At 65.9% G+C, this 25050-nt stretch carries 26 protein-coding genes, 1 tRNA gene and 1 pseudogene; 12 read left to right on the top strand and 16 right to left on the bottom strand.

The window, feature by feature from the left end; genetic code table 11:
- Window positions 1-2 precede the first annotated feature (2 nt).
- Window positions 3-878: a transglutaminase family protein gene (locus DDT93_RS19805; protein ID WP_109467624.1), complete on the top strand. Its 876-nt coding sequence runs from the start codon at window positions 3-5 to the stop codon at window positions 876-878.
- Between the two features lie 12 nt (window positions 879-890).
- Here the strand turns inward: DDT93_RS19805 and DDT93_RS19800 are convergent, their stop codons facing one another.
- The 5 genes from DDT93_RS19800 to DDT93_RS19780 form a co-directional block, all read right to left on the bottom strand.
- Complete coding sequence (locus DDT93_RS19800) at window positions 891-1562, bottom strand: hypothetical protein (RefSeq protein ID WP_109467623.1); 672 nt, start codon at window positions 1560-1562, stop codon at window positions 891-893.
- Window positions 1563-1846: 284 nt separating this feature from the next.
- Window positions 1847-1923: transfer RNA gene (locus DDT93_RS19795), tRNA-Arg, on the bottom strand.
- Between the two features lie 54 nt (window positions 1924-1977).
- Window positions 1978-3363, bottom strand: coding sequence for a sensor histidine kinase (locus DDT93_RS19790; protein ID WP_109467622.1), 1386 nt, complete (start codon window positions 3361-3363; stop codon window positions 1978-1980).
- Window positions 3364-3380: 17 nt separating this feature from the next.
- Entirely contained in the window at window positions 3381-4796 is a 1416-nt protein-coding gene (locus DDT93_RS19785) for a dihydrolipoyl dehydrogenase family protein (protein ID WP_109467621.1), read from the bottom strand.
- Window positions 4796-5527: a TVP38/TMEM64 family protein gene (locus DDT93_RS19780; RefSeq protein ID WP_109467620.1), complete on the bottom strand. Its 732-nt coding sequence runs from the start codon at window positions 5525-5527 to the stop codon at window positions 4796-4798. The genes DDT93_RS19785 and DDT93_RS19780 overlap by 1 nt, the downstream gene beginning before the upstream one ends.
- Before the next feature lie 247 nt (window positions 5528-5774).
- On the opposite strand from DDT93_RS19780, the gene rpmH reads away from it, so the two are divergent.
- From rpmH to yidD, 3 genes and pseudogenes are all read left to right on the top strand, one after another.
- Window positions 5775-5909 carry a 50S ribosomal protein L34 gene (gene rpmH / locus DDT93_RS19775; RefSeq protein WP_109467619.1) on the top strand — a complete coding sequence of 45 codons (135 nt, stop codon included), beginning with the start codon at window positions 5775-5777 and terminating at the stop codon, window positions 5907-5909.
- A gap of 28 nt (window positions 5910-5937) precedes the next feature.
- Window positions 5938-6377, top strand: a pseudogene (gene rnpA / locus DDT93_RS19770) (ribonuclease P protein component).
- Window positions 6374-6607, top strand: a complete 234-nt coding sequence (yidD, locus tag DDT93_RS19765) for a membrane protein insertion efficiency factor YidD (protein ID WP_109467617.1) — start codon at window positions 6374-6376, stop codon at window positions 6605-6607. Before rnpA ends, yidD begins: the two are co-directional and overlap by 4 nt.
- Here yidD and DDT93_RS26560 read toward each other — a convergent pair.
- Complete coding sequence (locus DDT93_RS26560) at window positions 6604-7521, bottom strand: alpha/beta fold hydrolase (protein ID WP_157960235.1); 918 nt, start codon at window positions 7519-7521, stop codon at window positions 6604-6606. The two genes, yidD and DDT93_RS26560, sit on opposite strands and share 4 nt — an antisense overlap.
- A 99-nt stretch (window positions 7522-7620) precedes the next feature.
- Between DDT93_RS26560 and ttcA the strand changes: the two genes are divergently transcribed.
- From ttcA to DDT93_RS19720, 8 genes are all read left to right on the top strand, one after another.
- Window positions 7621-8490, top strand: a complete 870-nt coding sequence (gene ttcA, locus DDT93_RS19755; protein ID WP_109467886.1) for a tRNA 2-thiocytidine(32) synthetase TtcA — start codon at window positions 7621-7623, stop codon at window positions 8488-8490.
- Between the two features lie 63 nt (window positions 8491-8553).
- Window positions 8554-10104 (top strand): putative bifunctional diguanylate cyclase/phosphodiesterase, encoded by a 1551-nt coding sequence (locus tag DDT93_RS19750; RefSeq protein WP_109467615.1) that lies wholly within the window; start codon window positions 8554-8556, stop codon window positions 10102-10104.
- A 201-nt stretch (window positions 10105-10305) separates the two neighbouring features.
- Window positions 10306-12147 (top strand): membrane protein insertase YidC, encoded by a 1842-nt coding sequence (yidC, locus tag DDT93_RS19745; RefSeq protein WP_109467614.1) that lies wholly within the window; start codon window positions 10306-10308, stop codon window positions 12145-12147.
- Window positions 12144-12887, top strand: a complete 744-nt coding sequence (locus DDT93_RS19740; RefSeq protein ID WP_109467613.1) for an MOSC domain-containing protein — start codon at window positions 12144-12146, stop codon at window positions 12885-12887. The genes yidC and DDT93_RS19740 overlap by 4 nt, the downstream gene beginning before the upstream one ends.
- Complete coding sequence (yihA, locus tag DDT93_RS19735; RefSeq protein ID WP_109467612.1) at window positions 12884-13540, top strand: ribosome biogenesis GTP-binding protein YihA/YsxC; 657 nt, start codon at window positions 12884-12886, stop codon at window positions 13538-13540. Before DDT93_RS19740 ends, yihA begins: the two co-directional genes overlap by 4 nt.
- Before the next feature lie 96 nt (window positions 13541-13636).
- A complete protein-coding gene (argB, locus tag DDT93_RS19730; RefSeq protein ID WP_109467611.1) occupies window positions 13637-14500 on the top strand; it encodes an acetylglutamate kinase in 864 nt (287 codons plus the stop codon).
- Between the two features lie 37 nt (window positions 14501-14537).
- Complete coding sequence (locus tag DDT93_RS19725; protein ID WP_109467885.1) at window positions 14538-15149, top strand: ferredoxin; 612 nt, start codon at window positions 14538-14540, stop codon at window positions 15147-15149.
- Window positions 15146-15643, top strand: coding sequence for a SixA phosphatase family protein (locus DDT93_RS19720; protein WP_109467610.1), 498 nt, complete (start codon window positions 15146-15148; stop codon window positions 15641-15643). Before DDT93_RS19725 ends, DDT93_RS19720 begins: the two co-directional genes overlap by 4 nt.
- A gap of 85 nt (window positions 15644-15728) precedes the next feature.
- On the opposite strand, the gene DDT93_RS19715 is transcribed toward DDT93_RS19720, so the two are convergent.
- The 10 genes from DDT93_RS19715 to DDT93_RS19670 all read right to left on the bottom strand — a co-directional run bounded on the left by DDT93_RS19715 (window position 15729) and on the right by DDT93_RS19670 (window position 25047).
- Entirely contained in the window at window positions 15729-16520 is a 792-nt protein-coding gene (locus DDT93_RS19715) for an amino acid ABC transporter ATP-binding protein (RefSeq protein ID WP_109467609.1), read from the bottom strand.
- A gap of 11 nt (window positions 16521-16531) precedes the next feature.
- Window positions 16532-17860, bottom strand: coding sequence for an amino acid ABC transporter permease (locus DDT93_RS19710; protein ID WP_109467608.1), 1329 nt, complete (start codon window positions 17858-17860; stop codon window positions 16532-16534).
- Window position 17861: 1 nt separating this feature from the next.
- On the bottom strand, window positions 17862-19130 hold the full coding sequence (locus DDT93_RS19705; protein WP_109467607.1) for an amino acid ABC transporter permease: 1269 nt from the start codon (window positions 19128-19130) through the stop codon (window positions 17862-17864).
- 129 nt (window positions 19131-19259) lie between these two features.
- Window positions 19260-20276: an amino acid ABC transporter substrate-binding protein gene (locus DDT93_RS19700; protein ID WP_109467606.1), complete on the bottom strand. Its 1017-nt coding sequence runs from the start codon at window positions 20274-20276 to the stop codon at window positions 19260-19262.
- Between the two features lie 223 nt (window positions 20277-20499).
- Window positions 20500-21207 carry an ATP12 family chaperone protein gene (locus tag DDT93_RS19695; protein WP_109467605.1) on the bottom strand — a complete coding sequence of 236 codons (708 nt, stop codon included), beginning with the start codon at window positions 21205-21207 and terminating at the stop codon, window positions 20500-20502.
- Window positions 21204-21890, bottom strand: a complete 687-nt coding sequence (locus tag DDT93_RS19690) for an HAD-IA family hydrolase (RefSeq protein WP_109467604.1) — start codon at window positions 21888-21890, stop codon at window positions 21204-21206. The genes DDT93_RS19695 and DDT93_RS19690 overlap by 4 nt, the downstream gene beginning before the upstream one ends.
- Entirely contained in the window at window positions 21875-22930 is a 1056-nt protein-coding gene (locus tag DDT93_RS19685; protein WP_109467603.1) for an RluA family pseudouridine synthase, read from the bottom strand. Before DDT93_RS19685 ends, DDT93_RS19690 begins: the two co-directional genes overlap by 16 nt.
- A complete protein-coding gene (gene crcB / locus DDT93_RS19680) occupies window positions 22927-23310 on the bottom strand; it encodes a fluoride efflux transporter CrcB (RefSeq protein WP_109467602.1) in 384 nt (127 codons plus the stop codon). Before crcB ends, DDT93_RS19685 begins: the two co-directional genes overlap by 4 nt.
- A gap of 66 nt (window positions 23311-23376) precedes the next feature.
- Complete coding sequence (locus tag DDT93_RS19675; RefSeq protein ID WP_109467601.1) at window positions 23377-23718, bottom strand: RidA family protein; 342 nt, start codon at window positions 23716-23718, stop codon at window positions 23377-23379.
- A gap of 6 nt (window positions 23719-23724) precedes the next feature.
- The gene (locus DDT93_RS19670; protein WP_109467600.1) at window positions 23725-25047 is read right to left on the bottom strand and encodes a replication-associated recombination protein A; all 1323 of its coding nucleotides are present in this window, start codon (window positions 25045-25047) and stop codon (window positions 23725-23727) included.
- Window positions 25048-25050 lie beyond the last annotated feature (3 nt).

Below are 25050 nucleotides of genomic sequence, written 5' to 3'. Positions count from 1 at the left end.
CGATGCTCTACGACATCACGCTGAAGATTACCTACACCTACGAGACCCCCGCCGCGAGCAACCGGGTCATGCTGCGGATGCTGCCGCTGACCCTGCCCGAACAGAAGCTGATCTCGGGCTTTGTCGGCACCGACCCGCAGCCGGACTTTCGCCGCGACCGGAGCGATTTCTTCGGCAACCCGATGACCGAACTGGCCCATGACCAGGCTCTCTCGGAGGTCACCTTCCGCTTTGCCGGCCGGGTGCGGCGCACCCCGCTCGACGTGTCTCTGGACCTGAGCTGCGCGCACGCCGCCCTGCCCGAGACGCTGGCAGCGATCCGCAGCATCGCACCTGAATCGCCTCACCACTTCCTCGGCACCAGCGAACGGATCCGCCACGAACCCGAGATCGTGGATTACGCGCGCAGCCAGTGCGAGCCGGGCATGTCCACCCTCGCGGTGGTGCGCGCCCTCGCCTCCGCGCTCCATCGCGACATGACCTTCGACCCGGACTCGACCGAGGTCGGCACCACGGCCATCGAGGCCTTCCGCAACCGGCGCGGCGTGTGTCAGGATTTCACCCACATCATGATCACCGCCCTGCGCGCCCTCGGCATCCCCGCGGGCTATGTCAGCGGGTTCCTGCGGACCTACCCGCCCGAGGGTCAGGAACGGCTGGAGGGGGCCGATGCCATGCACGCCTGGGTGCGCGCATGGTGCGGCGGCGAGACCGGATGGGTCCAGATCGACCCGACGAACGACATGATGGTGGGCGCTGACCACATCGTCGTGGCCCTTGGGCGCGACTACGCGGACGTGGCCCCGGTGAAGGGATCGCACCGGGCGATGGGCGGCCATGCCACCACCCACCAGGTCGACGTCGCGCCCGTGGTCTGAGCGCGAAAAGCGTCAGAAGGCGATCCAGATACCGACCTTGGCCAGCGTGGACCTGTCCTGCAGGCGATGCCGCAGCCCCAGCTCGAGGAAGCCGCGTCGCCCCAGCTTCAGCGCCACCGAGGGGGCGATGGCGATGGACCCCGACTGGCCCGACGGCTTTTCGTACTGCACCTTGAGCATTGTGAGCGACCCGTTGCGGTGGCTGACCCCAAAAGTGGCGTCGACCTTGCCGAGGGTGGAGCCATCCAGGCGCATGGCATAGGTGCTCTCGACGCCCATCCACCCTGAAGCCCAAGCGGCCTGATATCCCCTGCCCCATGACAGTCCGGGCCGCAGAGTGAGCGTGGCGAGCCCTCCGCTGCCCGTCACACCGGCCCCCAGTTCAAAGGCCCAGAGATTGCGTCCCGCCGTCGCCCCGAGGGGCTGCCGCAGGAACAAGATCGCGCTGACCTCCCCGGTCTGGTCGTCGCGCCCCATGTCCAGCCCGAGCGTCGCGCGTTCCGTGAGGCCGTATTCGTAGTAGAGCGACGCGTAGCGGCCGCCTCCGAACCCGTAGAGCGGCGATTCGACCGAGACCGAGGCAAAGGACTGTCCCGTCTCCCGTGGCCAGGCCCCGGCCTCCGCCCTCTGCGTCACGGCAGCGAAGACGGCCAGCGCCGCAATCGTCACGCAGCATCGAATCATGTCATCGCCGTCCGGCTGCCTCTCGCGGGGTGAGTCGGTGGGGGAACGATGCGCCGCACCGGACCCGGAACACCGGCCCGTTCCGTGATTTGCCGATGCCGAGGCAGGGTGCCGCGCAGGTCTTAAGAAAGGGTGAATGGCCTGCGAAGACGCTTAAAGCAGGGGAAAGGCAGCCTTTTCAGGCGTTCTGCGGATGTCTGTGAAAGAGGAAAAACCGGTGCCCGACAGCCCGGGCCCGAAAAAACAAAAGGCTCAGGCGGTATCGCCTAAGCCTTTGTTTTCAGTGGCGGTCCGAGGAGGATTCGAACCCCCGACCCCTTGATTCGTAGTCAAGTACTCTATCCAGCTGAGCTATCGGACCACTGAGGCCCTGCATGTAGCCAAGGCCCCGGGGGTTTGCAACCCGAATTTTGAACTAAATGTCACCTTCACCCTTGGGAAGGCGAATTTCAAAGACCGTCCCGGTGCTGCCGGTCTGTTTCAGGCACAGCGCACCACCGTGTCCGCGCACCAGTTCCGACGCGATGGCAAGGCCCAGACCCGTGCCGCCCTTGCGTGCGCCACCCTGAAACGGTTTGAACAGGTGTTCCCGCGCCTTGGGGGGCAGACCGGGCCCGGTGTCGGCCACCGTGATTCGCCATGCCTCGTCGTCCTCCGACGATCCGATGGTGATCGTCCCCTCCTGCCCCGTGCCCAGAATCGCCTGATGCGCATTACGGACGAGGTTGAGAATCACGCGGAAGATCTGGTCAGGGTCCGCCAGCACCACCATGTCGGCCCCCACGTCGGACGACAGGGCCACCTGACCGCCCTCGAAGGTCGGGCCTTCGCTGTCGATCACGTCCTGTACCACGGCACACAGGCGCATCCGGGTCAGCACGGGGGCCGGTTCCTCGGCGCGCCCGAAGGCCAGCGTGCTCTCGCAGAGTGATACGGCGCGGGTGATCGAGTTCACCAGCTTGGGCGCGAGCCGTCGCACCAGCGGGTCCTCGCTGGCCTCGATGCGGTCGGTGAACAGCTGTGCCGAAGCGAGGATGTTGCGCAGATCGTGGCTGACCCGTGCCACCGCGCCGCCCAGCTGGGCCATGCGTTCCTTCTGCCGCAGCGCCTGCGTCAGGTCGGTCTGCAGGCTGTGCAGCGCCTCCTCGGCCTCGCGCAGCTCGCGCACGCCAGCTTTGGGCGTGATGATTCCATGCGCGTCTTCCGGCGCGGCGGCATAGCGCTGCATGTTGCGCACCACGCCCTTGATCGGTTTCACGAGGATGGCGCGGACCGCGAGGAACAGGAGAATGGCGGTCAGCACCGACATCACCGCCGACATGACCAGCACCCGCAGCCCGTAGTCGAGCATCGCGTTGCGCAGGTTCTTGGTCTCCATCGTGATCTCGATCAGCAGGCCGGCGTCCCGCACCGGCGCACCGATCACCCGGATGATCTCGTTCTTGGGCTCCATCAGCAGGACAAGGGCATCGCGGATCAGCACGAGGGCACCGGGATCGCGCAGGTCGAAGGTCTTGGCGATCGGGTGCGGGATCGGCGAGGAGAGCATCAGCTGCCGCACCTCGTCACGGCGCAGGACCACGTTGAACACCTCGGCGTTCTCCAGCAGCTCCTTCTCCAGATCCATGTCCAGCATGTCGTCCGCCAGCAGTGCCAGCGAGGCGATCTGCGCGCGCTCCAGCCGGTCGTGCAGATAGTCCTGACGGAAGGTTGCGACGGACGGCACGAAGATAAGGACCTCGGCCAACAAGACGAAGACCGTGGTCAGGATCAGGAACCGTCCCGACAGCGTGTTGAGCATGCGCGCCCTTTCCCAGGTCAGGGGATCCACCTCTGGACCGCCCGGACCACACGTTTCACTGCCTGACTATCAAACAGCTTCGGAGAGAAATAGGCCCCCGCAACCCGTTTGTTAACCTCAGCAAATGTCGGATAGGGTGCGACCATTCCCGCCACCTGGCCCATTTTCAACCCGCCGGAGACCGCCAGCGCCCAGAGCGCGATCTGGTCGCCCGCCTGGTGCCCGGCGATCGAGGCGCCCACGGGGCGTCCGCGCACCACCATGACCTTGGCCAGACCCTTGCCGCGCCGTTCGGCCACCGCCCGGTCGTTGTGTGCAAGGTCAAAGCGCGCCACCTCGAGCCTGTCGCCGTAAAGGTCGCGCGCTTCCGCCTCGGTCAGCCCGACCTGCGCCAGTTCGGGATCGGTGTAGGTCACGCGCGGAATATGAGCCATGCCCGCCTTCGAGGGCAGACCGAAGAGGATGGAGCGGATGATCACGCCGGCATGATACCCCGCGAGATGGGTAAACTGCGCACCGCCCGCCGCGTCGCCGATGGCATAGACCCGGCGGTTGGACGTGCGCAGCCCGGCATCCACGCGGATCTCCCGGCCCGACAGCTCGACACCGGCGGCCTCGAGGTTCAGCCGGTCGACAGTGGTGCGCCGCCCCGTCGCCACCAGCAGGTGCGACCCGGCGAAGGCCCGGCCATCCTCGGCCACGATCTCGATGCCGTCGGATGAGCGGACCTCCGCCACCTTGCAGCCCTCGACGATCTCGACGCCCTCCTCGGCGAGGCTGTCGAGCACGATCTGTCGCAGATCCGGGTCCTCCTTGTTCAGCGCGCGCTCGCCCTCGATGACGGTGACGCGCGATCCGAGCCGCCGGTGCGCCTGCGCCATCTCGATCCCGATGGGACCGCCGCCGATGATGATCAGATGCTCGGGGCGCTCGCGCAGGTCGAAGAGGGTTTCGTTGGTCAGATAGGGCGCGGTGTCGAGCCCGGGAATCGGCGGCACGAAGGGGCGCGAGCCTGTCGCGATGACAATACGACGGGCGCGGATCACGTGATTCCCGGCCTGAACCTCCCGGGGCGACAGGAACTGCCCGTATTCGCGGATGACGCGGACGCCGAATCCCTCGAACCGCTCTTGGCTGTCGACCGGGGCGATCTCGGCGATGACCCCGGCGACGTGCTCCATCACGGCGGCATAATCGACCTGCGGCGCATGATCCGCGATGCCAAAGGCCCGGCCATTGGCCTGCGCGTGAGCCTGCTTTGCCGCTGCGAGCAGCGCCTTGGAGGGTACGCAGCCGTAGTTCAGGCAATCTCCGCCCATCCGGTGCCCCTCCAGCAGGACGACCCGTGCGCCCATCTGGCTGGCCCCTGCGGCCACTGACAGGCCGCCCGACCCGGCGCCGATCACGAGGATGTCCGTTTCGATCCGTTCCATCAGGGGTCCTCCCGTCCGCGTACCGCGCGGATAACAATAGGCAATGCGGCCAGCAGGCAAAGCCCCGCGATTGCCAGCAGGATCTTCGGCTCCCACAACAGCGAGAAATCGGGCATCTCGCCCCGGTCGAACACCGTGCCCAGCCCGACTCCGACCGAGGTGAAGATCAAAGCGCCGGGGATGATGCCCAGCGCAGTGGTCAGCAGGAAGTTACGGAACTTCACACCGACCAGCGCAGGCAGCAGGTTTGCGAGGAAGAACGGCACCACCGGCGTCAGCCGCATCAGGAACAGCACGCTCACCTCGTTCTCGCGCAGCCGCGCCATCAGTCGCCCGGTGCGGCCCCCGGAGGTTTCCAGTCGCCCGCTGACCAATGTGCCCGGCCCCCAGCGCGCGGCGGTAAAGATCGCCGCGGCGCCGATCGTGGCCGAAATCACGTTCAGCACCGTGCCCAGCGCCAGCCCGAAGAGAAAGCCGCCGGTCACCGAGGCAACCGAGGCACCCGGAAGGGAAAAGCCGACGATCAGCACGTAGGTCAGCACGAAGAGCGCGGCGAGCCCCAGGAGATTCTCGTCGCGAAAGGCAAGGAGCGCATCCCGGTGCGCGCGCAGGGTTTCGAAGCTCAACTCGTCGCGCAATGTCAGATAGCCCGCGACGGCGACGCAGAGAATGACGATCAGCGGCAGATTCCGCAGCCAGCTCCGCCCTACCGGTCTCTCGTCGCTGTTCATTCGGCACTCTCCTTGCGTCACGATGTCATGGCACGGCACTCCCGGCGGCGACAGGGTCTTCACCAACCCTTGATACGCAAGGACCTTTCGGACAGGTCATTGCGGTGCCGCCCCGATTTCTGATGTCAGGGGCAGAAATTCCTGCCGCAGGGGTTTGACTAATCGAAAAAGGCACAGTAGAGACCGGGCTTCCTATACCCGGGAAGGCGAATCCGCGCCGCACCCGCCCGAAAACTGGAGAAGCGCGATGAAACGCACCTATCAACCGTCGAACCTGGTCCGCAAGCGCCGCCACGGCTTCCGTGCCCGCATGGCTACCAAAGGCGGCCGCAAGGTCCTGAACGCACGCCGTGCACGTGGCCGCAAGGTTCTGAGCGCGTAATACACGCGACTCGCACCGTCTGACGGACATGACACCGCCGGTGGCCCCCTCGGAAGGCATTGCCTGTCCCGGGGATGTGCCCCCGGCGGTGTCCGTTTGTCTGCGCGGGGCCCACGCATGACGCTGCCCTACTCGGTCCTCAGCAACCGCTCCGACTTTCTGCGCGCCGCCCGCGCGCGTCGGCAGGGTGCGACCGGCATGATGGTGCAGGCCCGCAAGCGCGCCGAGGGCGAGGCCGAGGGCATCCGAGTCGGCTTTACCTGTTCCAAGAAGGTCGGCAACGCCGTGGCCCGCAACCGAGCCAAGCGCCGGTTGCGTGAGGTCGCCCGGCTGGTGTTGCCCGAGCTTGGTCTGCCCGGCTGGGACTACGTGCTGATCGGACGCGCTGGCGAAACCGCTGGCCGCCCCTTCACCGACCTCCAGAACGATCTGCGTCACGCCCTCGGCAAGCTGCACGCGCCGAAATGACCCCGCTGGCCCATGTTCTGGCCCTGCCGGTCCGCGCCTATCGCCTGATCTTTTCGCCCTGGGTCGGCTACAACTGCCGCTATCACCCCACCTGCTCGGCCTATGCGCTCGAAGCTCTCGAAAAGCACGGGGCGTTTCGCGGCGGATGGCTGGCCCTGCGCCGCATCGGCCGTTGCCACCCCTGGGGCGGCTCCGGCATCGACAACGTGCCCGACCGCCACGATCACTAGGTCAGCAGCGCGCGGTTGCCCGCCGTGGTGTTGACCCGTGTTGGCATGGTGGCGTCAGACTGCCCGGCCACCGTCAGCCGGATATCCCTAAGACAACCCGCATCGTCGTAGTACCAGTTGTGGGAGACGAAGAAGCCACCCTGCTGGTTGTCGGGTACCACGTTCCGGAACTGCTGCGTGGTATAGAGGTCAACGGCGTTGGCCGGTGCAAGGTCGGGCAGCCCGACGCGCCCCGCCCTCTCGCGGCCACCGTGGATGATGCCGCCCGCCAGCGTCAGGGTCTGGTCCACCACATTATAGTAGTTGGTCAGCCGCTGGCAGCGATGCTCCATCACCAGCGCCCCCCACGCGCCGCGCCGCAGGGCCTCGGCCTCGGCGTCGGCGGCGACGAACAGGGCCTGATCGACCTTCCAGGGCGGCTGCCCCGGCTGCTGCCCCTCGCCCGAAAAGGCCCTGAGCGTCAGGTAGGCCCCCATCGAATGGGCCAGCAGGTGCACCTTGATGCCCGGTGATCGCTGCAGGATCGCCAGAATGCCGTCGGGCACGAGGAAGGGCGCCACAGCCTTGGCGTTGGTCCGGTCGGAATCGTAGAAGTTGACGTCCCCCCGGCTGGGCCAGTCGAAGGCGACGACCGCGCCGGTGAACCCGTTCGCCCGCAGCCCGCCCTCCACCTTGCCAAGCCGTGAGAGCATCCCGGCCTGATCGGTGTTGAAGCCGTGCACGTAGATCAGCACCTCGCGCGACTGCGCGCCGGCGATGACGAGGTCGAGCCAGTCGTCCCTGCTGATGATACCGCCGCTGTGACTGCCTCCGCCCGAGGCCTGAACCCGGACGTAGCGGGTCAGCGAGGCAACGTTGTCGGTGAATTTCTGTTTGGACGCATTGTAGGTCCGGCGGGTGAAAAACAGCGCCATAAAATGAACTCCGCTCAAATCAATGGCGGGAGTATGCACCCGGCCCGGCCAAACGCCAAACCCGTTGCAGTCGCGCCCCGCCTTCACTAAAGCAGGCCCATGCTCGACGAGAATGACGATATCCATCCCCTGTTCGCCGGTGCGCCCGACACCACGGCGTTCCGCAAGCTGCGCAAGCGTATCGTGCGCCATACGCGCGAGGCGATCGAGCAGTACGGTATGCTTGAGCGCGGGGGAAAATGGCTGGTCTGCCTGTCGGGCGGCAAGGACAGTTACACTCTGCTGGCCGTCCTGCATGAACTGCAGTGGCGCGGCCTGCTGCCGGTCGAACTTCTCGCCTGCAACCTCGATCAGGGCCAGCCCGGCTTTCCGGCGACAGTCCTGCCCGAGTTCCTGCAGAAGATGGGTGTGCCCCACCGGATCGAGTACCAGGACACTTATTCCATCGTCGTCGACAAGGTTCCGCAGGGCCGCACCTTTTGCGCGCTCTGCTCGCGTCTGCGGCGCGGCAACCTCTACCGCATCGCGCGCGAGGAAGGCTGCACCGCGGTCGTGCTGGGCCACCACCGCGACGACATCCTCGAGACCTTTTTCATGAACCTCTTCCACGGCGGCCGCCTTGCGACCATGCCGCCGAAGCTGGTGAACGAGGAAGGCGACCTGTTCGTCTATCGCCCCCTCGCCCATGTGGCCGAGGAGGATTGCGAGAAGTTTGCCCGCGACATGAACTACCCGATCATTCCCTGCGATCTCTGCGGGTCACAGGACGGGCTTCAGCGCCAGCAGGTGAAACAGATTCTCGACCAGTGGGAGCGCAACAGCCCCGGCCGGCGCCAGGTGATGTTCCGGGCGCTGATGAACGCACGTCCGTCGCACCTTCTCGATCCCAAGCTCTTCGACTTCCTCGGCCTCGAACGCAGCGGTCGGAAGCCCGACGGGAACGGCGAAGAGATTCCGCTGCTGCGTTAACCGCCCAGTCAGACCGCTGACGTACCTTCCCCCGCGCAGCCCGCGCCACAAGGGAGGTTTGTCATGCCCATCTCTGCCGCGCTGGCCCGTCTCCGGGCCAGGCTTGCGCCGACATTGTCCAGCCCGCCCGCACTCGCGTTTCTGCCTGCCCTCTGTCTTGCCGCCTTCTGGATCGGGGGGGAGCCCGCGCTGCTGCTGGTCTCCCTCGGGCTGCCACTCCTCCTTGCGGTGGCCGGAACCCTCTTGCCGAATGCGCGTCACGGACTGGACGCCACCACCGGGCTCCTGCGGCGCGACGGGTTCGAGGGCACGCTGGCGCGCGTTCTCGGGGACTGCCGCAAGGGAGAGCTGCAATCTGCCTGCTTCGTGCTCCAGATCGAGGACTACGGCACCCTGCCCGGCCGGGCCGACCTCGCCACGATGGACCGCCTGACCGCAAGCGTCGCAGAGCGTATCCGTAGGCTCCTGCGCCCCGGCGATCTTGCCGCGCGGCTGGGCGATGGTCGTTTCGCCCTCAGCCTCTCCCCCACCCACCACCTCGATCTCGAACTCTGCGTGCAGTTCGCGGGCCGCCTGATGGCCGCGATCGAAGAACCCTACCTCGTCGGCGAGGTCCCCACCCGGCTGAGCTGTAGCATCGGCTTCTGCCAGAGCGCCCGCGCCCCGGGACAGACCGGGCAGGACTGGCTGGCCGCCGCAGGCACGGCACTGGCCGCCGCCCAGCAGGCCGGGCCCGCCAGCGTGCGCGCCTATGCCCCGGATCGTCGCGCCGCGCCGTCGCCGCGCGGCGACCTGCAGGATGCCGTCGCGGGCGCAATCGAAAAGGGGCAGATCCAGCCCTGGTATCAGCCGCAGGTTTCCACCGACACCGGCCAGGTCAGCGGGTTCGAGGCGCTGGCCCGGTGGGTCCACCCCGAGCACGGAATGATCCCGCCCGAGGATTTCCTGCCCGCGCTGGAGCGCGCGGGCCTGCTGGAGAGGCTGGGGCAGGTCATTCTCTATCATGCCCTCACCGCCCTGAAGGCATGGGACAACGCCGGGCTGAACATTCCCTGCGTGGCAGTGAATTTCTCGACCGAGGAACTGCGCGCACCGGGGCTGGTGGAGCGCATCCGCTGGGATCTCGACCGTTTCGAGCTCCCGGCAGAGCGACTCTGCATCGAGATCCTCGAAACCGTCTTCACCGATTGCGCCGCCGAGGACGATCCGGGTGAGGACCGGCTGGCCGCCAACATCCGCGGCCTCGCCGCCCTCGGGTGCCGGATCGACCTCGACGACTTCGGCACCGGTCACGCCTCGATTGCGTCCATCCGCCGCTTCGCCATCAGCCGGATCAAGATCGACCGCAGTTTCGTGATGCGCGCCGACCAGGACTCGGAGCAACAGCGCATGGTCGCCGCGATCCTGACGATGGCCGAGCGGCTCGAGGTGGAAACTCTGGCCGAGGGGGTGGAGACGGTGGGCGAACATGCCCTGCTCGCTCAGCTTGGCTGCACCTATGTGCAGGGTTATGTCATCGGGCGGCCGATGCCGTTCGACCAGACGCTGGCCTGGGTCGCCGATCACCGCGCCAAGCTGGTGGATACCCCGGTGATCCGGCGTAGTGCCGGTTAGCTGCGCGCCCGGCGTCGGGGCCAAACCGGCCCGACAATCGCACCCCGGCCGGGCCCGACCGGCCCCGGACCGCGATTCTGCGCAGTCGTGAACCGGGAAATGCCGCCCAGCGCGCCGTGACGCCCCGATTCAGCTTGACCTTTGGGGCCTCACTCTGTTGAACCCACCACTGTCTTACACTGACGAAGGTGGCTGTCCCCGATGGACGATCAGAACAAGAATCTCATCATCGCAACCGCGCTCTCCTTTCTCGTGATCCTGGTCTGGTTCCTCCTGTTCCCGCCACCGGAACAGCCGGAAACCGCTCCCGCGACCGAGACCAGCCAGACGGCGACGGATACTGCGACGACCCCGAGCGCAGGGGGCGCACCGACCGCGGATGCCAGCGCCTCGACCACAGGCGCCACCGGCGGCGACACCACCGCCGAGGCAGTTGCCGCAGCGCCCCGCGTCGAGATCGACACGCCCGAACTCAGCGGCAGCATTTCGCTGCTGGGCGGCCGCATCGACCAGCTGGCCCTGAAGAACTTCCACGAGACCATCGACCCGGCCTCGCCGAACGTCCAGATTCTCAAGCCGGTCGGCGAACCGGGCGCCTACTACGCCCTCTACGGCTGGGCACCGGGCGCGGGCCTCGAAGCCGCGGATGTCCCCAACGCCAAGACCGAATGGACGCTCTCGGAGGGCGACAAGCTGAGCGTCGACACGCCGGTCACCCTGACGTGGAAAAACGACAAGGGCATGACATTCAGTCGCAAGATCGCGATCGACGACAAGTACATGTTCACGGTCACCCAATCGGTCGAGAACGGCTCTGACAGCACCGCGAGCCTTGCCCCCTACGGCGTGATTGCACGCCACGGCGCGCCTGCGGACCGCAAGAAATTCTTCATCCTGCACGAGGGCGTCATCCGCATGTCGGACGGCCAGCTGCAGGAGATCGACTACAACGATATGCCCGATTTCGAGGTGCAGGCCAGCGAGGGGGCCCGCGCCGACGTCAAGCAGGTCGCCGAAACCGGCTGGATCGGCTTCACCGACCACTACTGGATGACCACCCTGGTACCGGCCACCGGCGAGCCGTTCAAGTCGGTCGCCAAGTACGACGAACGCCGCGACATCCTGCAGACCGAGGCCGTGCTGCCCACGCAGACCGTGGCCGCAGGGCAGACCGCGAGCGTGACCACGCAGCTCTTTGCCGGTGCGAAGGAGTGGGAAACCATCCGCAACTACCAGCGGGCTGGCGTCGACCGTTTCCTCGACAGCATCGACTGGGGCTGGTTCTTCTTCCTGACCAAGCCAATCTTCTGGCTGCTGCACCACATCCACCAGTGGATCGGCAACATGGGCCTGTCGATCATCGCCCTGACCCTTCTGCTCAAGGCGCTGCTCTTCCCGCTGGCCTACAAGTCCTACGTCTCGATGGCCAAGATGAAGGAACTGCAGCCGCAGATGGAGAAGCTCAAGGAGCAGGCTGGCGACGACCGCCAGAAGCTTCAGCAGGGCATGATGGAGCTCTACAAGAAGGAAAAGGTGAACCCCGCCGCGGGCTGTCTCCCGATCCTGCTGCAGATCCCGATCTTCTTCTCGCTCTACAAGGTGATCTTCGTTGCCTTCGAACTGCGTCAGGCCCCGTTCTTCGGTCCGTTCCAGGACCTCTCGACGCCTGACCCGACCTCGATCTACAACTTCTTCGGCCTGCTGCCCTGGGCCGCGCCCGAGGCTGGCACCACGATGGCGCTGATCTTTGTCGGCATCCTGCCACTGCTGCTCGGGATCTCGATGTTCCTGCAGCAGAAGCTGAACCCGGCGCCCGCCGATCCGACCCAGCAGATGATCTTTGCCTGGATGCCCTGGGTGTTCATGTTCATGCTCGGCGGCTTTGCCAGCGGGCTGGTGGTCTACTGGATCACCAACAACACGATCACCTTCACCCAGCAGTACCTGATCATGCGCAGCCAGGGGTACAAACCGGATGTTCTCGGCAACATCACCGGCACCTTCAAGCGCAAGAAGAAGGACGAAAAGGCGGTCAAGAAGTGATGGCAAAGGTCTCCGGTCTCTGGCGGCACCCGATCAAGAGCCACGGGCGTGAGGCGCTGAACAGCGTCTCGCTCGAGGCCGGGAAGACCATGCCCGGAGACCGGGTCTGGGCCGTCGCGCACGAGGCGTCCAAGGCGGACGCCTCGGCCTGGTCGCCCTGTGCGAACTTTTCCATCGGGGCCAAGGCCCCCGGGCTCATGGCCATCAACGCAGTTTACGACGAGGCGGCGGGCCGGGTCACCCTGACCCATCCCGAACTTGCCGAACTGACGCTGGACCCCGATACCGAAGGTGACCGGCTGGTTGCCTGGACCCGCCCGATCATGCCCGAGGGGCGCGCCGCCTCGGCCCGGGTGATCCGGGTCCCCGGTCGTGGCATGACCGATACCGATTATCCCTCGGTCAGCATCGGCAACCTCGCCTCGCACCGTGCGGTCGAAGAGTCGATGGGCCAGTCGCTCTCCGAGAAGCGCTGGCGGATCAACGTCTGGCTCGACGGGCTGGAGCCCTGGGAAGAATTCGGCTGGGCCGGTCGGGAAATCCAGATCGGCAGCGTTCGCTTCCTCGTGCGCGAGCGCGTGCGCCGCTGCATGGCGACGACCGCCAACCCCGAGACCGGCCTGCGCGACGCTGAGACCCTCAAGACCCTGAACGGTTTCGGCCACCAGGATCTCGGGATGTACGCCGAAGTGATCGGAACCGGCGAGATCGCCCTCGGCGACAGTGTGGTGATATCATGAGCACTCCCCTCCCCTTTCCGCTGGCAGAGCAGCCCGACCCGGCCGAGGTCGAAAAGGGCCGCAAGCTGTTTGCCGGGCAGTCCGAGTTCGTCAAGGGCGTGGTCGCCATGTCAGGCCTGCCGCCGGCGGACCGGCTGGAGATCTGCTTTGCCGGGCGCTCCAACGTCGGGAAATCCTCGCTGATCAATGCGCTGACCGGGATGAAGGCCCTGGCCCGTGCCTCGAACACGCCGGGCCGGACGCAGGAAATCAACTACTTCACCCAAGGCCCCGAGCTCTACCTCGTCGACCTTCCGGGTTATGGCTATGCCAACGCTCCGCTCGACAAGGTGCAGAAGTGGCAGCGCCTGCTCAAGCAGTATCTCTCGGGCCGCCCCACCCTGCGGCGCGCGTTCGTCCTCATCGATTCCCGCCACGGCGTGAAGGAGGTGGACCAGGAGATTCTCAAGCTGCTCGACAGTTCCGCCGTGACATTCCAGTGCGTCCTGACCAAGTCCGACAAGATCAGCGCCGCCGAGCGCGAGAAGGTTCTGGGGCAGGTGCGCGGAGCGCTGTCCCGGCATCCGGCGGCCTACCCCGAGATCGTTCTGACCTCGTCCGAGAAGGGCGACGGCATCGCGACCCTTCGGGCGATCATTGCCGGTCTGGAATAACGCGCCTTTTCCCGGGCCCAAACTTCTGCTTTCCTTTGGCCGTGCCTTGGCACAGAGAGCTGCTGAAGTTAACAAGGGTGCCCACGGGAAGAGAGAATGAAGACTCAGGATATGAATCGCGACTGGACCGCCACCGCTGAAACCCTGTCTCGCGCGGTGCCCTACCTGCAGCGCTTTGACGACGCCATCGTTGTCATCAAGCTCGGCGGGCATGCCATGGGCAGCGACGAGGCGATGGCCGACTTTGCCCGCGACGTGGTGCTGCTGCGCCTCTGCGGGGTGAACCCGGTGGTCGTGCACGGCGGCGGCCCCCAGATCAACCGCCTGCTGGACAAGCTCGAAATCAAGTCCGAGTTCGTCAACGGCAAGCGCGTGACCGACGCCGCCACCGTCGAGGTGGTCGAGATGGTGCTCTCCGGCATCGTGAACAAGAAGATCGTGCAGGCGATCCAGCAGCAGGGTGGCAAGGCCGTGGGCCTCTCCGGCAAGGATGCCAACCTGATGATCTGCGAACCGACCGATCCCGCGCTCGGCCTTGTCGGCACCCCGACGCAGATGGACCCCAGCCTGCTCAAGCTGTTGTTCGAGAAGGAAATGATCCCGGTGATCGCGCCCATCGGCGCGGGCCGCAATGGCGAGACCTACAACGTCAACGGCGACACCGCCGCCGGGGCCTATGCCAAGGCGCTCAAGGCCGATCGCCTGCTGCTGCTGACCGACGTCTCCGGCGTCAAGAACGCCGCGGGCGAGGTCCTGACCGAACTCAAGGCCGCCGAGATTCGCCAGATGACCGCCGACGGCGTGATCGCGGGCGGCATGATCCCCAAGACCGAAACCGCGCTCGACGCAGTCGAGGGGGGCGTCCGGGCCGCTGTCATCATCGACGGCCGTGCCCCCAACGCCTGCCTGCTCGAACTGTTCACCGAACAGGGCGCCGGGTCGATGATCCGCGCGGACTGAGCCCTTGCCCCTCGCCCTGCTGGACCGCATTGCCAGGATGGCCGGGGCCGAGGGGCTCATCGTCATGGGCGGGTTGCACCCCGCACCCGACGAAACCCTCGTTCTGCTGGGCTGCGGGCCCGGGTTCTGGCCCCGCTTCATGGCGGCCCCCGAGGCCGCCGACTCCCTGCCCGATCCGGTCGACCGCTGGTCCCTGCGGGTGATCGGGGGCTTTGCCGATACGCTCGGCGCCTCTGCCGCCTACCCTTTCGGTGGCCCGCCTTACGCTCCCTTCATCCGCTGGGCTCTGCACTCGGGGCGCGCCTTCCAAAGCCCGGTGGGCATGTTGGTGCACGACACCGTGGGCATGATGATCTCCTACCGGGGCGCGCTGCGGTTCGACCGGAACATCCCCCTGCCCCCGGCAACCGCGCCCAGCCCCTGCCTGTCCTGCGCGGACCAGCCCTGCACCACCGCCTGCCCGGTCGGGGCGCTCTCGGCCAGCCAGCCCTATGCGCTGGACGCCTGCCACGCCTTCCTCGATACTCCCGAAGGAGAGGACTGCATGGACAATGGGTGCCGGGCCCGCCGCGCCTGCCCGCTCAGCGCCGGCGCTGGCCGAGACCCCGCGCAGTCCGCCCACCACATGAAGGCGTTCCACCCGCGATGACCCGCACCCTGATCCTGATGCGCCACGCCAAGTCGAGCTGGAACAGCCCCGACCTCGACGACCACGCGCGCCCGCTGAACGGTCGCGGCCAGCGTTCGGCCACCGCGCTCGGGGACTGGCTGCGGAAGGAGGGCTTGCTGCCCGACGAGGTGCTGTGCTCCTCCTCGGTCCGCACACGGGAAACGCTCGCGGGCCTAGCGTTGAATGCCCCCGCGAGCTACCTCGACAGCCTCTACCATGCGGACCCCGATACCATGCTGGAGGTGCTGTCAGGGGCAAAGGGCGCCACGGTCCTGATGATCGGGCACAACCCCGGGATCGCGGGCTTCGCCGCGCGTATCCTGAACGGAGCGCCAGGCCATCCCCGCTTTGCGGACTACCCGACCGGCGCGACTCTGGTGGCCCGTTTCGACACGGAAGACTGGAGTTCGATTGCGTGGCGTTCTGGGGAACCCACCGGCTTCATCGTCCCGAGGGAACTGCCGGGGGTCTGAAACGAAAGCGCCCCGGGAATCCCCCGGGGCGTTTCTGACAGGACCTGCGAAGAGGAGCCCCGGATCACCTCCGGGGCGCGCCGTTTCAGTGGCCGAGGATCTGGCTGAGGAACAGCTTGGTCCGCGGGCTCTGCGGGTTGTTGAAGAACTCTTCCGGTTCGTTCTGCTCCACGATCTGGCCCTGATCCATGAAGATCACGCGGTTGGCCACCTGACGGGCAAAACCCATCTCGTGCGTGACGCAGAGCATGGTCATGCCTTCCTCGGCCAGCTCGATCATGGTGTCGAGCACTTCCTTGATCATCTCCGGGTCGAGCGCCGAGGTCGGTTCGTCGAATAGCATGATGCGCGGCTTCATGCAGAGCGAACGCGCGATGGCCACACGCTGCTGCTGACCGCCCGAGAGCATGCCCGGGTACTTGTGGGCCTGATCGGGGATCTTCACCTTCTCGAGGAAATGCATCGCCGTGGCCTCGGCCTCTTTCTTCGGCACCTTGCGAACCCAGATGGGTGCGAGGGTGCAGTTCTCGAGGATGGTCAGGTGCGGGAACAGGTTGAAGTGCTGAAAGCACATCCCGACTTCCGAGCGGATCTTGTCGATGTTCTTCAGGTCCGAGCTGAGCTCGGTCCCGTCGACCACGATCGACCCCGCCTGGTGTTCCTCCAGGCGGTTGATGCAGCGGATCAGCGTCGACTTGCCCGAGCCCGAGGGCCCGGCGATGACGATGCGTTCGCCCCGGTAGACGGTCAGGTCGATGTCGCGCAGCACGTGGAAAGTCCCGTACCACTTGTTCATCTTCGAGATTTCGATGGCGACCTCGTCCGAGATCTGCATCTTGGATCGGTCGATTTCGCGGTCGGTAGTGAGTTCGGACATTGCAGGACTCCTTAGCGGCGGTCAGTCCGGAGCCTGCGCTCCAGGTACATGGAATAACGGGACATGGCGAAGCAGATGACAAAGAACAGAAGCGCGATGAAGCCGTAGAGCTCCCACACGATGCCGTTCCAGTTCGCGTCTGCCCGGATGGCGTTGGAGAGGCCCAGCGGATCGAGAAGACCGATGATCGACACCAGCGTGGTGTCCTTGAACATGCCTATGAATGTCGACACGATGCCGGGGATCGAGATCTTCAGCGCCTGCGGCATGATCACCAGCCGCTGTGCCTGCCAGTAGTCGAGCCCGAGCGAGTCGGCGCCTTCGTACTGCCCTTTCGGCAGTGCGGCCAGACCGCCCCGGATCACCTCGGCCATGTAGGCGGAGGAGAACAGGGTGGCCATGATCATCACCCGCAGGATGATGTCGAAGTTCGTGCCCGGCGGCATGAAGATGTTCAGCAGCGTCGAGGCCACGAACAGCAGCGTGATCAGCGGCACGCCCCGGATGAACTCGATGAAGCCCACGCAGAGGTACTTGACGATCATCAGGTCCGACTGACGCCCCAGCGCCAGCACGATGCCCAGCGGCAGCGAACAGGCGATGGCGACGACACCGATGGTGATCGACAGCATGAAGCCGCCAAAGTTCCGGCTTTCCACTGTTTCCAGCCCGATGGGCAGGATCGAGGACAGCCCGTCGACGACATAGCCGGAAAGCACGAACCACCAGATCAGCGCGGCAGCCACGCCCACGATCAGGCCGAGCAGGGCGTTCACCCGCTCGCTCAGCACACTGTAGACGACATAGCCGATCACGACACCGGCCAGCGCGGCCAGCGGCCCCCAGACCGTCCCGCCCCAGAGCAACCAGGGGAAGATGAAGGGATAGAGCGCCGAGAAGTAGATCAGCTTGGCCGGAACCGAGCTCGCGAAGAGAATCGGTGCCAGCGCGACGCAGAGAAGGACCAGCGCAAGGATCGGACGCCAGTAGAGGTGGCTCGGGTAGAACCCGAACAGCAATTGGACCCAGCGTTCATTGATGACCCCCCAGCAGGCGCCCGACGTGCCGTGATCCGAGACCGACCCCGCCGCGGCGAGGATTTCCCGGCACTCGGACAGCGAAGCCGCGTTCCAGGTGGGCGAGAAGATCCAGGGCAGGATGTTGCCGAGGACAAAGGCGACCAGTCCCAGGACGATGATCGTCAGGATCGTGTTGAACCAGCCCGAAAACAGGTTCTGCCGCGCCCAGCCGATGGCGCCGACCGAGGTAGAGGGCGGCTCCTTCTGGTCGAGCATGGTGTCGCGGACATAGGCGACGGTATGTGCATGCACTCCACTCATGTCAGCGCTCCTTCAGCTTCACGGATTCGTTGTACCAGTTCATCACCGCCGAAATGCTGAGCGAGATGATCAGGTAGATGAGCATCAGCAGCAGGATGCACTCCAGCTCGCGGCCCGTCTGGTTCAGCGTGATGCCTCCCAGTGTGCCGGTGATGTCCATGTAGCCGACGGCGATGGCCAGCGACGAGTTCTTGGTCAGGTTCAGGTACTGCGAGATCAGCGGCGGAACGATCACCCGCAGCGCCTGCGGCAGGATCACGAGGCTCATGATCCGGTTCGAGCGGAGCCCCAGTGCCGAGGCAGCCTCGGTCTGGCCGTGGCTGATGGCAAGGATGCCCGCCCGGACGATCTCGGCGATGAAGGCGGCCGTGTAGAGCGACAGCGCCAGCCAGAGAGCGATCAGCGAGTTGCGCAAGTGCGTGCCGCCCGAGAAGTTGAAGCCCTTGAGCTCGGGCAAACCGAGGTAGAACCCGAGGACGACAAGCAGGATCAGCGTCGGGATGACGATGAGGCCCAGCGTGAGGTACCAGGTGGTCGGGCGTGTGCCGGTGGCTTCCTGGATGCGATCCGCCCGGCGGCGCACCGCGATGGCAGCCCAGATGCTTGCGCCCAGCACCACCAGTATGGCGATCAGATCGAGGCTGACGTCGAAGCGAAGCGAGCTGTCGCCGAACAGGTGGATGTTGCCCAGACCGCGCGAAAACAGCGGTTCGGGCACGTAGATGCCCCGGTTCGTGACGGCGACCGACCCAAAGAGGTTCATCGAAGCCTCTGGAGTCTCTCCGCGGAAAGCGCTGGGAGAGGGCAGAGTCTCGATCAGGATCGCCATGGTGAAGACGATCCACAGCAGCACCGGCACGTTGCGGAACATTTCCACGTAGACCGTCATGACCTTTGCGACCAGCCAGTTGTTGGACAGGCGCAGGACCCCGACGAAGATGCCGATGACCGTCGCAGTGGCGCAGCCGAGTACAGCGACGACGAGGGTGTTCAGAAGTCCGATGAACGACGCGCGCAGGTGCGAGTCGTTCGAGGTGTATTCCAGCAGCCGCTGGTTGATGTCGTACCCGGAGCGCTCTCCGAAGAAGCCGAAATCAATGGGTTTGCCGAGTGCGGCGAGGTTCTGTGCCGTGTTCGAGATGAGCCATGCCGCGAGCAGCATGAAGGCCAGCATTGCGATAACCTGAATGGTGGCCGAACGATAACGCGTATCGTACAACAGCATCGACAACCGAAACTGCGACTTAGGCTGATCGGTGATTGTCGTCATATGTGACGCCCCTGTTGGCTGTCCGATCGGGGTGCCCTGGCCGGGTATGTCCCGGCTCGCCCCCATGGTCGGATCATTATTGTTGTAGGAGAAAGGGCGCGGGTTGCCCCGCGCCCTTTCCCGATGTCCTTAGCGGAACGGGGGTGCGTACTGCAGGCCGCCGTCTTTCCACTGTGCGTTCAGACCACGTGCGAGGCCGATCGGAGTGTTCTCGCCGATGTTGGTCGCGAAGACTTCACCGTAGTTGCCGCCCGCCATGATGGCGCGCTTGGCCCATTCGGCGTCCAGGCCGAACATCTCGCCGAGGTTGCCCTCGGTGCCGAGGATACGGTTGATCTCGGGGTTGTTGGTGCCCTTGGACAGTTCCTCGACGTTGGCAGAGGAGATGCCCATTTCTTCGGCAGCAACCAGCGCGTAGAGGGTCCAGCGGACGATGTCAGCCCATTCGTCGTCGCCGTGGCGAACCAGCGGGCCGAGCGGCTCCTTGGAGATGATTTCCGGCAGCAGGACGTGGTCTGCCGGGTTCTCGAAGGTTGCGCGGGTCGCTGCGAGGCCCGATGCGTCGGTGGTGTAAACGTCGCAGGCACCGGCAAGGTACTGCTGCTGCGCTTCGGCGTTGGTTTCGATCGGAACCGGCTCGTAGCTGATGTTGTTGGCGCGGAAGAAGTCCGCGAGGTTCAGCTCGGTGGTGGTGCCGGTCTGGATGCAGACGGTCGCGCCGTCGAGATCCTTGGCCGAGGAGACGCCCAGTTCCTTGGGAACCATGAAGCCCTGACCGTCGTAGTAGTTCACACCGGTGAAGGTGAACTTCAGGTCGACGTCGCGGCTGAAGGTCCAGGTGGTGTTACGTGCCAGCAGGTCGACTTCGCCCGATGCCAGGGCGGTAAAGCGGGTCTTGCCGGTGGTCGGAACGAATTCGACGGCAGCCGGATCGCCCAGCACGGCAGCTGCCACAGCGCGGCATACCGCGACGTCAAAGCCCTTCCACTCCCCGCTTGCGTCCGGAGCAGCGAAGCCGACCAGACCGGTTGTCACGCCGCAGTTCAGCTTGCCGCGAGTCTTGACGTCATCCATCGTACCAGCCGCAGCTGCACCAGCTGCCAGACCGGCGACGGTGAGTGCGCCAATGAATACGGTTTTTTTCATTTTGACCTCTTCCTGATTTTGTTCGCCTCGTTACGGGCGAATTACCGGCCTTAGCAGAGCCGGGTGAGCACCGAAAGCGGGTTTCCCCCCTCAGTGGGCCTAAGTTTGGGCGCAATCATCAACAAACGTCAAGGCTTTGATCAGAGAAATGAATAAGGATCTGCCGGGTTGCCCTGTGGGAAAGCAACCGCTTCTCCCTGCCTGCACAAGGCAGGCCGAAACTCTAACGCGACAGGTCGAAAAAGCGCTTTGCGTGCAGGAATGCCTTACGTTTCACCTCGGCCGAGGCCTGTGCCTCCTCGTCGGGTCCCCATAGTTCCTCCTGCCAGTTCTCGTCCAGACGAGAGAGCTGCCAGATCGCCTCGGGGTCGCGCCAATCCTGCGTTGCCGCGAACCCCAGAACCAGCGAGCCGGTCAGGCTGACGAGATCGTGAAACGCCGCGAGTTCGAATGCCGTCATCGCGTGCACGCGGGCAGACAACCGCTCCAGCGCGCCTCTGTCCTGTGCCACATGGACCAGCCCCTTGCGGGCCTCAAGCCGGACGCCGAGCGCGGCCTCGGCCCAGTCCAGCGCCGGGTCCCACTCCGCGCTCTGACGGTCCACCAGCTCGTCCGGGTGTTCGGCGCGATAGCAGAGCAGGTCGCTGTCGCCGTATTCGGCCAGCATCGCCGCGACCTCGGCGTGCTGATGCGTGACCTTGTCGATCGCCGCATTGGCCGAGCGCGTGAAGGGCATGGTCAGCGGATTGACCTTCTCGGTCTGCGCATCCCATTCCGCCGCCACGGCCTCGGCCATCGCTTGACCGGGCAGCACCAGCGCGGCCTTGGCCGGGGTTTTCACCCGGCGGCCGTCCAGCTCTACCGTAAAGCCGCCCTCTTCGGGGACGACCGTGACCGATTTCCAGAACCGGCGCGGGGCCCATTCACTCATGCGTTTGCCTTCCAGATTGTAGCGAGGGCGTCCTCCAGCCCGTCCCATCGGTCGATGACCCGTCGCGCCCGCGGTTCAAGCAGCGCCGCCTCCTGATAGCCCCAGCTTACACCCACCGCGGCCACGCCCGCGTTGCCCGCCATCTCCATGTCGAACAGCGTGTCGCCCACCATCACCGTGTTCTGCGCATCGCAACCGGTTTCGGCCAGCGCCGCGAACAGCATCGAGGGGTTTGGTTTCGACGGGTGGTCGTCGGCGACCTGGATGGTCACGAACCGCTGGCGCAGCCCGTGCCCGTCGAGCATCGAGTCCAACCCGCGCCGGGATTTCCCGGTCGCGATCCCCAGCAGGACATTCGGGTCGGCCGACAGCCGGTCCAGCATCGCCACGGTGCCAGGAAACAGCGGCGCGCTGGCGGCGGCGGCATCGCCCGTCATCCGCTGGCCATAGGCCTCGCGGTATCCGGCCACCAGCCCGTCGTGAACTGTGGCCGGGTGGTCCGATGCCAGGTCGCGCATGATCCGCTCCAGCGACAGGCCGACAAGGGGCAGCACCGTCTCGCGCGCGGGGGCCGCAAGGCCGTTCGCCTCGAAAGCTGCGCCCATGACGTCGACGATCAGGCCCTGGCTGTCGACAAGCGTGCCGTCCACGTCGAAGACGACAAGTTTCAGCGGGGCGTCCATTCTTCGTCCTCGAACGGGTCGTCCGGAACCTCGCGCGGATCCCACTGGAAGGTGTTCCAGGTCTTTTGCATGTGCTCGGGCAGCTGCGCGACGAGGTGCAGCGGCGCCTTCGTCACCGGATGCTCGAGGATCAGCGCACGGGCGTGCAGGTGCAGCTTCTTGCTGATGTCGCCGCCCAGCTGTGCGCCCCAGCCATCACCGAGGTTGTCCTGCCCTGAGCCGCCGTACTTGCCATCACCCACGATCGGGTGGCCCAGCTCGGCCATATGCGCGCGCAGCTGGTGCGTGCGACCCGTCACCGGGTTAAGCGCCATCCAAGCAGCGCGCTTGGCGGCGGCCTCGATCACCATGTACTCGGTCACCGCGCGCTTGGCGCCCGGCGTGTCGTCGATCTCATTGGGGTGGATGTTCAGCATCTTCTCCCCCTCGCCCTTGGACCCGTGCCCGGGCGCCTTGACGAGGCCGGTCTTGATGAGACCCTCCTTGGGGTGCGGAACCCCGGCCACCACCGCCCAGTAGATCTTGCGCGTCTCACGATGGCGGAAGCTCGCGGTCAGCCCGGCCGCCACCGCGCGCGTGCGCGCCAGCAGCAGGACACCCGAGGTGTCCTTGTCGAGCCGGTGCACCAGCCTCGGCTTCTCGTCGAGGTCGAACATCAGCGCTTCGGCTAGCCCGTCCACGTGCTTTGTCGTGCCACTGCCGCCCTGCACCGCCAGCCCCGGCGGCTTGTTCAGCGCAATCACGTGGTCATCGCGATAGATCACGCAGGACCGGATCATCCGGGCATCCGCCTCGGAGATGCGGGTCGGCGCCGGTGCCGGCTTGTTGTCGCTGTCGGGCAGCGGCGGAATGCGCACCTGCTGACCGGCCTCAAGCCGCGTTGCGGCCTTGACCCGGCCACCATCGACCCGCAGCTCGCCCTTGCGGCACATCTTCTCGATGCGCCCCTGGCTGACATGGGGGAACATGCGGCGCAGCCAGCGGTCGATGCGCTGGTCGCCGTCTTCCTCGGCTACCGTGATGATCTGTACGCCGCTCATGCCCAGACACTCCGCGCAATGAAGAGGCCGAAGGCCAGCGCCATGATCGAAACAGCGACGGAGAGCGCGACGTACATCGCCGCAAGCCCGTAGTCGCCCCGCTCGAACAGCGTCATGGTCTCCAGCGAGAAAGAGGAGAAGGTGGTAAAACCGCCCAGTATCCCGGTGGCCACGAAGGGCGCGAAATGGGTCAGGCCCTTCTGCGCCACCGCCACGATGAACAGGCCCATGATGAACGAGCCGAGGATGTTGACGGTGATGACGCCCAGCGGAAACGGCTGCGGGCCGCCCATGAGGCGCGTGATCGCCACCCCGGCAAGATAGCGCAGCGACGCACCGATTGCCCCGCCAAGGGCCACGAATGAAACTGTCTGGATCATGTGTGTTCCCTTGCGCGCGCAGGCGATAATGTCAAGCGGGCGCCCCTTGGGGCGCCCGTCGATGCATCAGTCGCAGGCAGCGGTGATGATGATCTCTACCTTGAACTCCGAGGTCGCCAGCGCGGACTCGCCGCAGGCGCGGGCCGGGGTGTGGCCCTGCGGCACCCATGCGTCCCAGACGCCGTTCATTTCGGCGAAATCGCCCATGTCGGCCAGCCAGATGACCGCCTGCAGGATGTTCTCCTTGCTCGAACCAGCCTTGGCCAGCAGCGCGTCGATCTGGTCGAGGCACCCCTGGGTCTGCGCGGCCACGCTGTCACCGGTGGCCACCTGGCCAGCCAGGTAGACGGTGCCGTTGTGCTTCACGGCCTGGCTCATACGCTGGTTCGTCTCGAAACGTTCGATCATCTCAATTCAGTCCTTGTCCTGTCGCTGGCGTTCGGTCCGCTTCTTCGCGAACCAGTCCACCCGCTTCTTCAGTTCGCGCTCGAATCCGCGCTCCACCGGGGCATAGAGCACCGGGCGTTTCACGTCATCCGGGAAATAGTTCTGCCCCGAGAAGGCATCCTCGGCATCGTGGTCGTAGTTGTATCCCGCACCGTATCCCTGCTCTTCCATCAGCCGGGTCGGTGCGTTGAGGATATGCTTGGGCGGCGGCGCGCTGCCGGTCTTCTTGGCCAGTTGCACGGCGGCCTTGTAGGCGACGTAGCCCGCGTTCGACTTGGGCGCCAGCGCGAGGTAGGCCACTGCCTGCGACAGCGCCAGTTCGCCCTCCGGGCTGCCGAGCCTTTCGTAGGTCTCCCAGGCGTGCAGGCAGATGGTCTGCGCCTGCGGATCGGCAAGGCCGATGTCCTCGACCGCCATCCGGGTGATGCGGCGAGCAAGGAAGCGCGGATCTTCGCCCCCCTGCAGCATCCGCGCGAACCAGTAGAGCGCGGCGTCCGGATCCGACCCGCGCACCGATTTGTGCAGCGCCGAGATCAGGTTGTAGTGCTCGTCACCCGACTTGTCGTACTTCGACGCCCGCCGCATCAGCCGGGTGCCCAGCCCCGCCGTGTCCAGCGGCGCGTCCAGTTTCCACGCGGCGACCTGTTCGATCAGGTTCAGCAGGGCGCGCCCGTCGCCATCCGCCATCTCGTGCAGCGCATCGCGCGCCGGGCCGGTCAGGGGCAGCTTGCGCCCCAGTTCCTTTTCGGCCCGCTGGGTCAGCAGTTCCAGATCGGTGGGCGACAGGCGCTCCAGCACGAGAACCTGCGCGCGGCTGAGCAAAGCGGCGTTCAGTTCGAACGAGGGGTTTTCCGTGGTCGCCCCAACCAGCAGGATCGTCCCGTCCTCCATGTGCGGCAGGAAACCGTCCTGCTGCGCCTTGTTGAAGCGGTGGATCTCATCGACGAACAGCAGCGTCCCCTGCCCGTTCCCGCGCCTGAGCTTCGCCGCCTCGAAGACCTTCTTGAGGTCCGGCACCCCGGTGAAGATGGCGCTGATCTGGACAAAGTGCCGGTCGGTCGCATCGGCCAGCAGGCGTGCGATGGTGGTCTTGCCCACCCCCGGCGGCCCCCAGAGGACGAGGCTGCCAAGGCTACCTGCTTCCAGCATGGCGCCCAGCGGCGCGTCCGGCCCCAGAACCTGCTGCTGCCCAATCACCTCCGAGAGCGACCGGGGGCGCAGCCGGTCGGCGAGCGGCCGGTTGCGCTCGGGCGCGGCTTCGGTTGCCCCTGTATCGAAGAGATCCGCCATGCC

It is taken from the genome of Albibacillus kandeliae, assembly GCF_003116585.1.
Lineage (GTDB): Bacteria > Pseudomonadota > Alphaproteobacteria > Rhodobacterales > Rhodobacteraceae > Albibacillus > Albibacillus kandeliae.
Note: the sequence above shows the minus strand (reverse complement) of the source record. Positions and strands in the feature narration are given on the sequence as shown.

Excerpts from the sequence above, each read along its gene's own strand:
- DDT93_RS19805 (WP_109467624.1), top strand. The coding sequence starts at position 3 with ATGCTCTACGACATCACGCTGAAGATTACCTACACCTACGAGACCCCC.
- DDT93_RS19800 (WP_109467623.1), bottom strand. The coding sequence starts at position 1,562 with ATGATTCGATGCTGCGTGACGATTGCGGCGCTGGCCGTCTTCGCTGCC.
- DDT93_RS19790 (WP_109467622.1), bottom strand. The coding sequence starts at position 3,363 with ATGCTCAACACGCTGTCGGGACGGTTCCTGATCCTGACCACGGTCTTC.
- DDT93_RS19785 (WP_109467621.1), bottom strand. The coding sequence starts at position 4,796 with ATGGAACGGATCGAAACGGACATCCTCGTGATCGGCGCCGGGTCGGGC.
- DDT93_RS19780 (WP_109467620.1), bottom strand. The coding sequence starts at position 5,527 with ATGAACAGCGACGAGAGACCGGTAGGGCGGAGCTGGCTGCGGAATCTG.
- rpmH (WP_109467619.1), top strand. The coding sequence starts at position 5,775 with ATGAAACGCACCTATCAACCGTCGAACCTGGTCCGCAAGCGCCGCCAC.
- yidD (WP_109467617.1), top strand. The coding sequence starts at position 6,374 with ATGACCCCGCTGGCCCATGTTCTGGCCCTGCCGGTCCGCGCCTATCGC.
- DDT93_RS26560 (WP_157960235.1), bottom strand. The coding sequence starts at position 7,521 with ATGGCGCTGTTTTTCACCCGCCGGACCTACAATGCGTCCAAACAGAAA.
- ttcA (WP_109467886.1), top strand. The coding sequence starts at position 7,621 with ATGCTCGACGAGAATGACGATATCCATCCCCTGTTCGCCGGTGCGCCC.
- DDT93_RS19750 (WP_109467615.1), top strand. The coding sequence starts at position 8,554 with ATGCCCATCTCTGCCGCGCTGGCCCGTCTCCGGGCCAGGCTTGCGCCG.
- yidC (WP_109467614.1), top strand. The coding sequence starts at position 10,306 with ATGGACGATCAGAACAAGAATCTCATCATCGCAACCGCGCTCTCCTTT.
- yihA (WP_109467612.1), top strand. The coding sequence starts at position 12,884 with ATGAGCACTCCCCTCCCCTTTCCGCTGGCAGAGCAGCCCGACCCGGCC.
- argB (WP_109467611.1), top strand. The coding sequence starts at position 13,637 with ATGAAGACTCAGGATATGAATCGCGACTGGACCGCCACCGCTGAAACC.
- DDT93_RS19725 (WP_109467885.1), top strand. The coding sequence starts at position 14,538 with ATGGCCGGGGCCGAGGGGCTCATCGTCATGGGCGGGTTGCACCCCGCA.
- DDT93_RS19720 (WP_109467610.1), top strand. The coding sequence starts at position 15,146 with ATGACCCGCACCCTGATCCTGATGCGCCACGCCAAGTCGAGCTGGAAC.
- DDT93_RS19715 (WP_109467609.1), bottom strand. The coding sequence starts at position 16,520 with ATGTCCGAACTCACTACCGACCGCGAAATCGACCGATCCAAGATGCAG.
- DDT93_RS19710 (WP_109467608.1), bottom strand. The coding sequence starts at position 17,860 with ATGAGTGGAGTGCATGCACATACCGTCGCCTATGTCCGCGACACCATG.
- DDT93_RS19705 (WP_109467607.1), bottom strand. The coding sequence starts at position 19,130 with ATGACGACAATCACCGATCAGCCTAAGTCGCAGTTTCGGTTGTCGATG.
- DDT93_RS19700 (WP_109467606.1), bottom strand. The coding sequence starts at position 20,276 with ATGAAAAAAACCGTATTCATTGGCGCACTCACCGTCGCCGGTCTGGCA.
- DDT93_RS19695 (WP_109467605.1), bottom strand. The coding sequence starts at position 21,207 with ATGAGTGAATGGGCCCCGCGCCGGTTCTGGAAATCGGTCACGGTCGTC.
- DDT93_RS19690 (WP_109467604.1), bottom strand. The coding sequence starts at position 21,890 with ATGGACGCCCCGCTGAAACTTGTCGTCTTCGACGTGGACGGCACGCTT.
- DDT93_RS19685 (WP_109467603.1), bottom strand. The coding sequence starts at position 22,930 with ATGAGCGGCGTACAGATCATCACGGTAGCCGAGGAAGACGGCGACCAG.
- crcB (WP_109467602.1), bottom strand. The coding sequence starts at position 23,310 with ATGATCCAGACAGTTTCATTCGTGGCCCTTGGCGGGGCAATCGGTGCG.
- DDT93_RS19675 (WP_109467601.1), bottom strand. The coding sequence starts at position 23,718 with ATGATCGAACGTTTCGAGACGAACCAGCGTATGAGCCAGGCCGTGAAG.
- DDT93_RS19670 (WP_109467600.1), bottom strand. The coding sequence starts at position 25,047 with ATGGCGGATCTCTTCGATACAGGGGCAACCGAAGCCGCGCCCGAGCGC.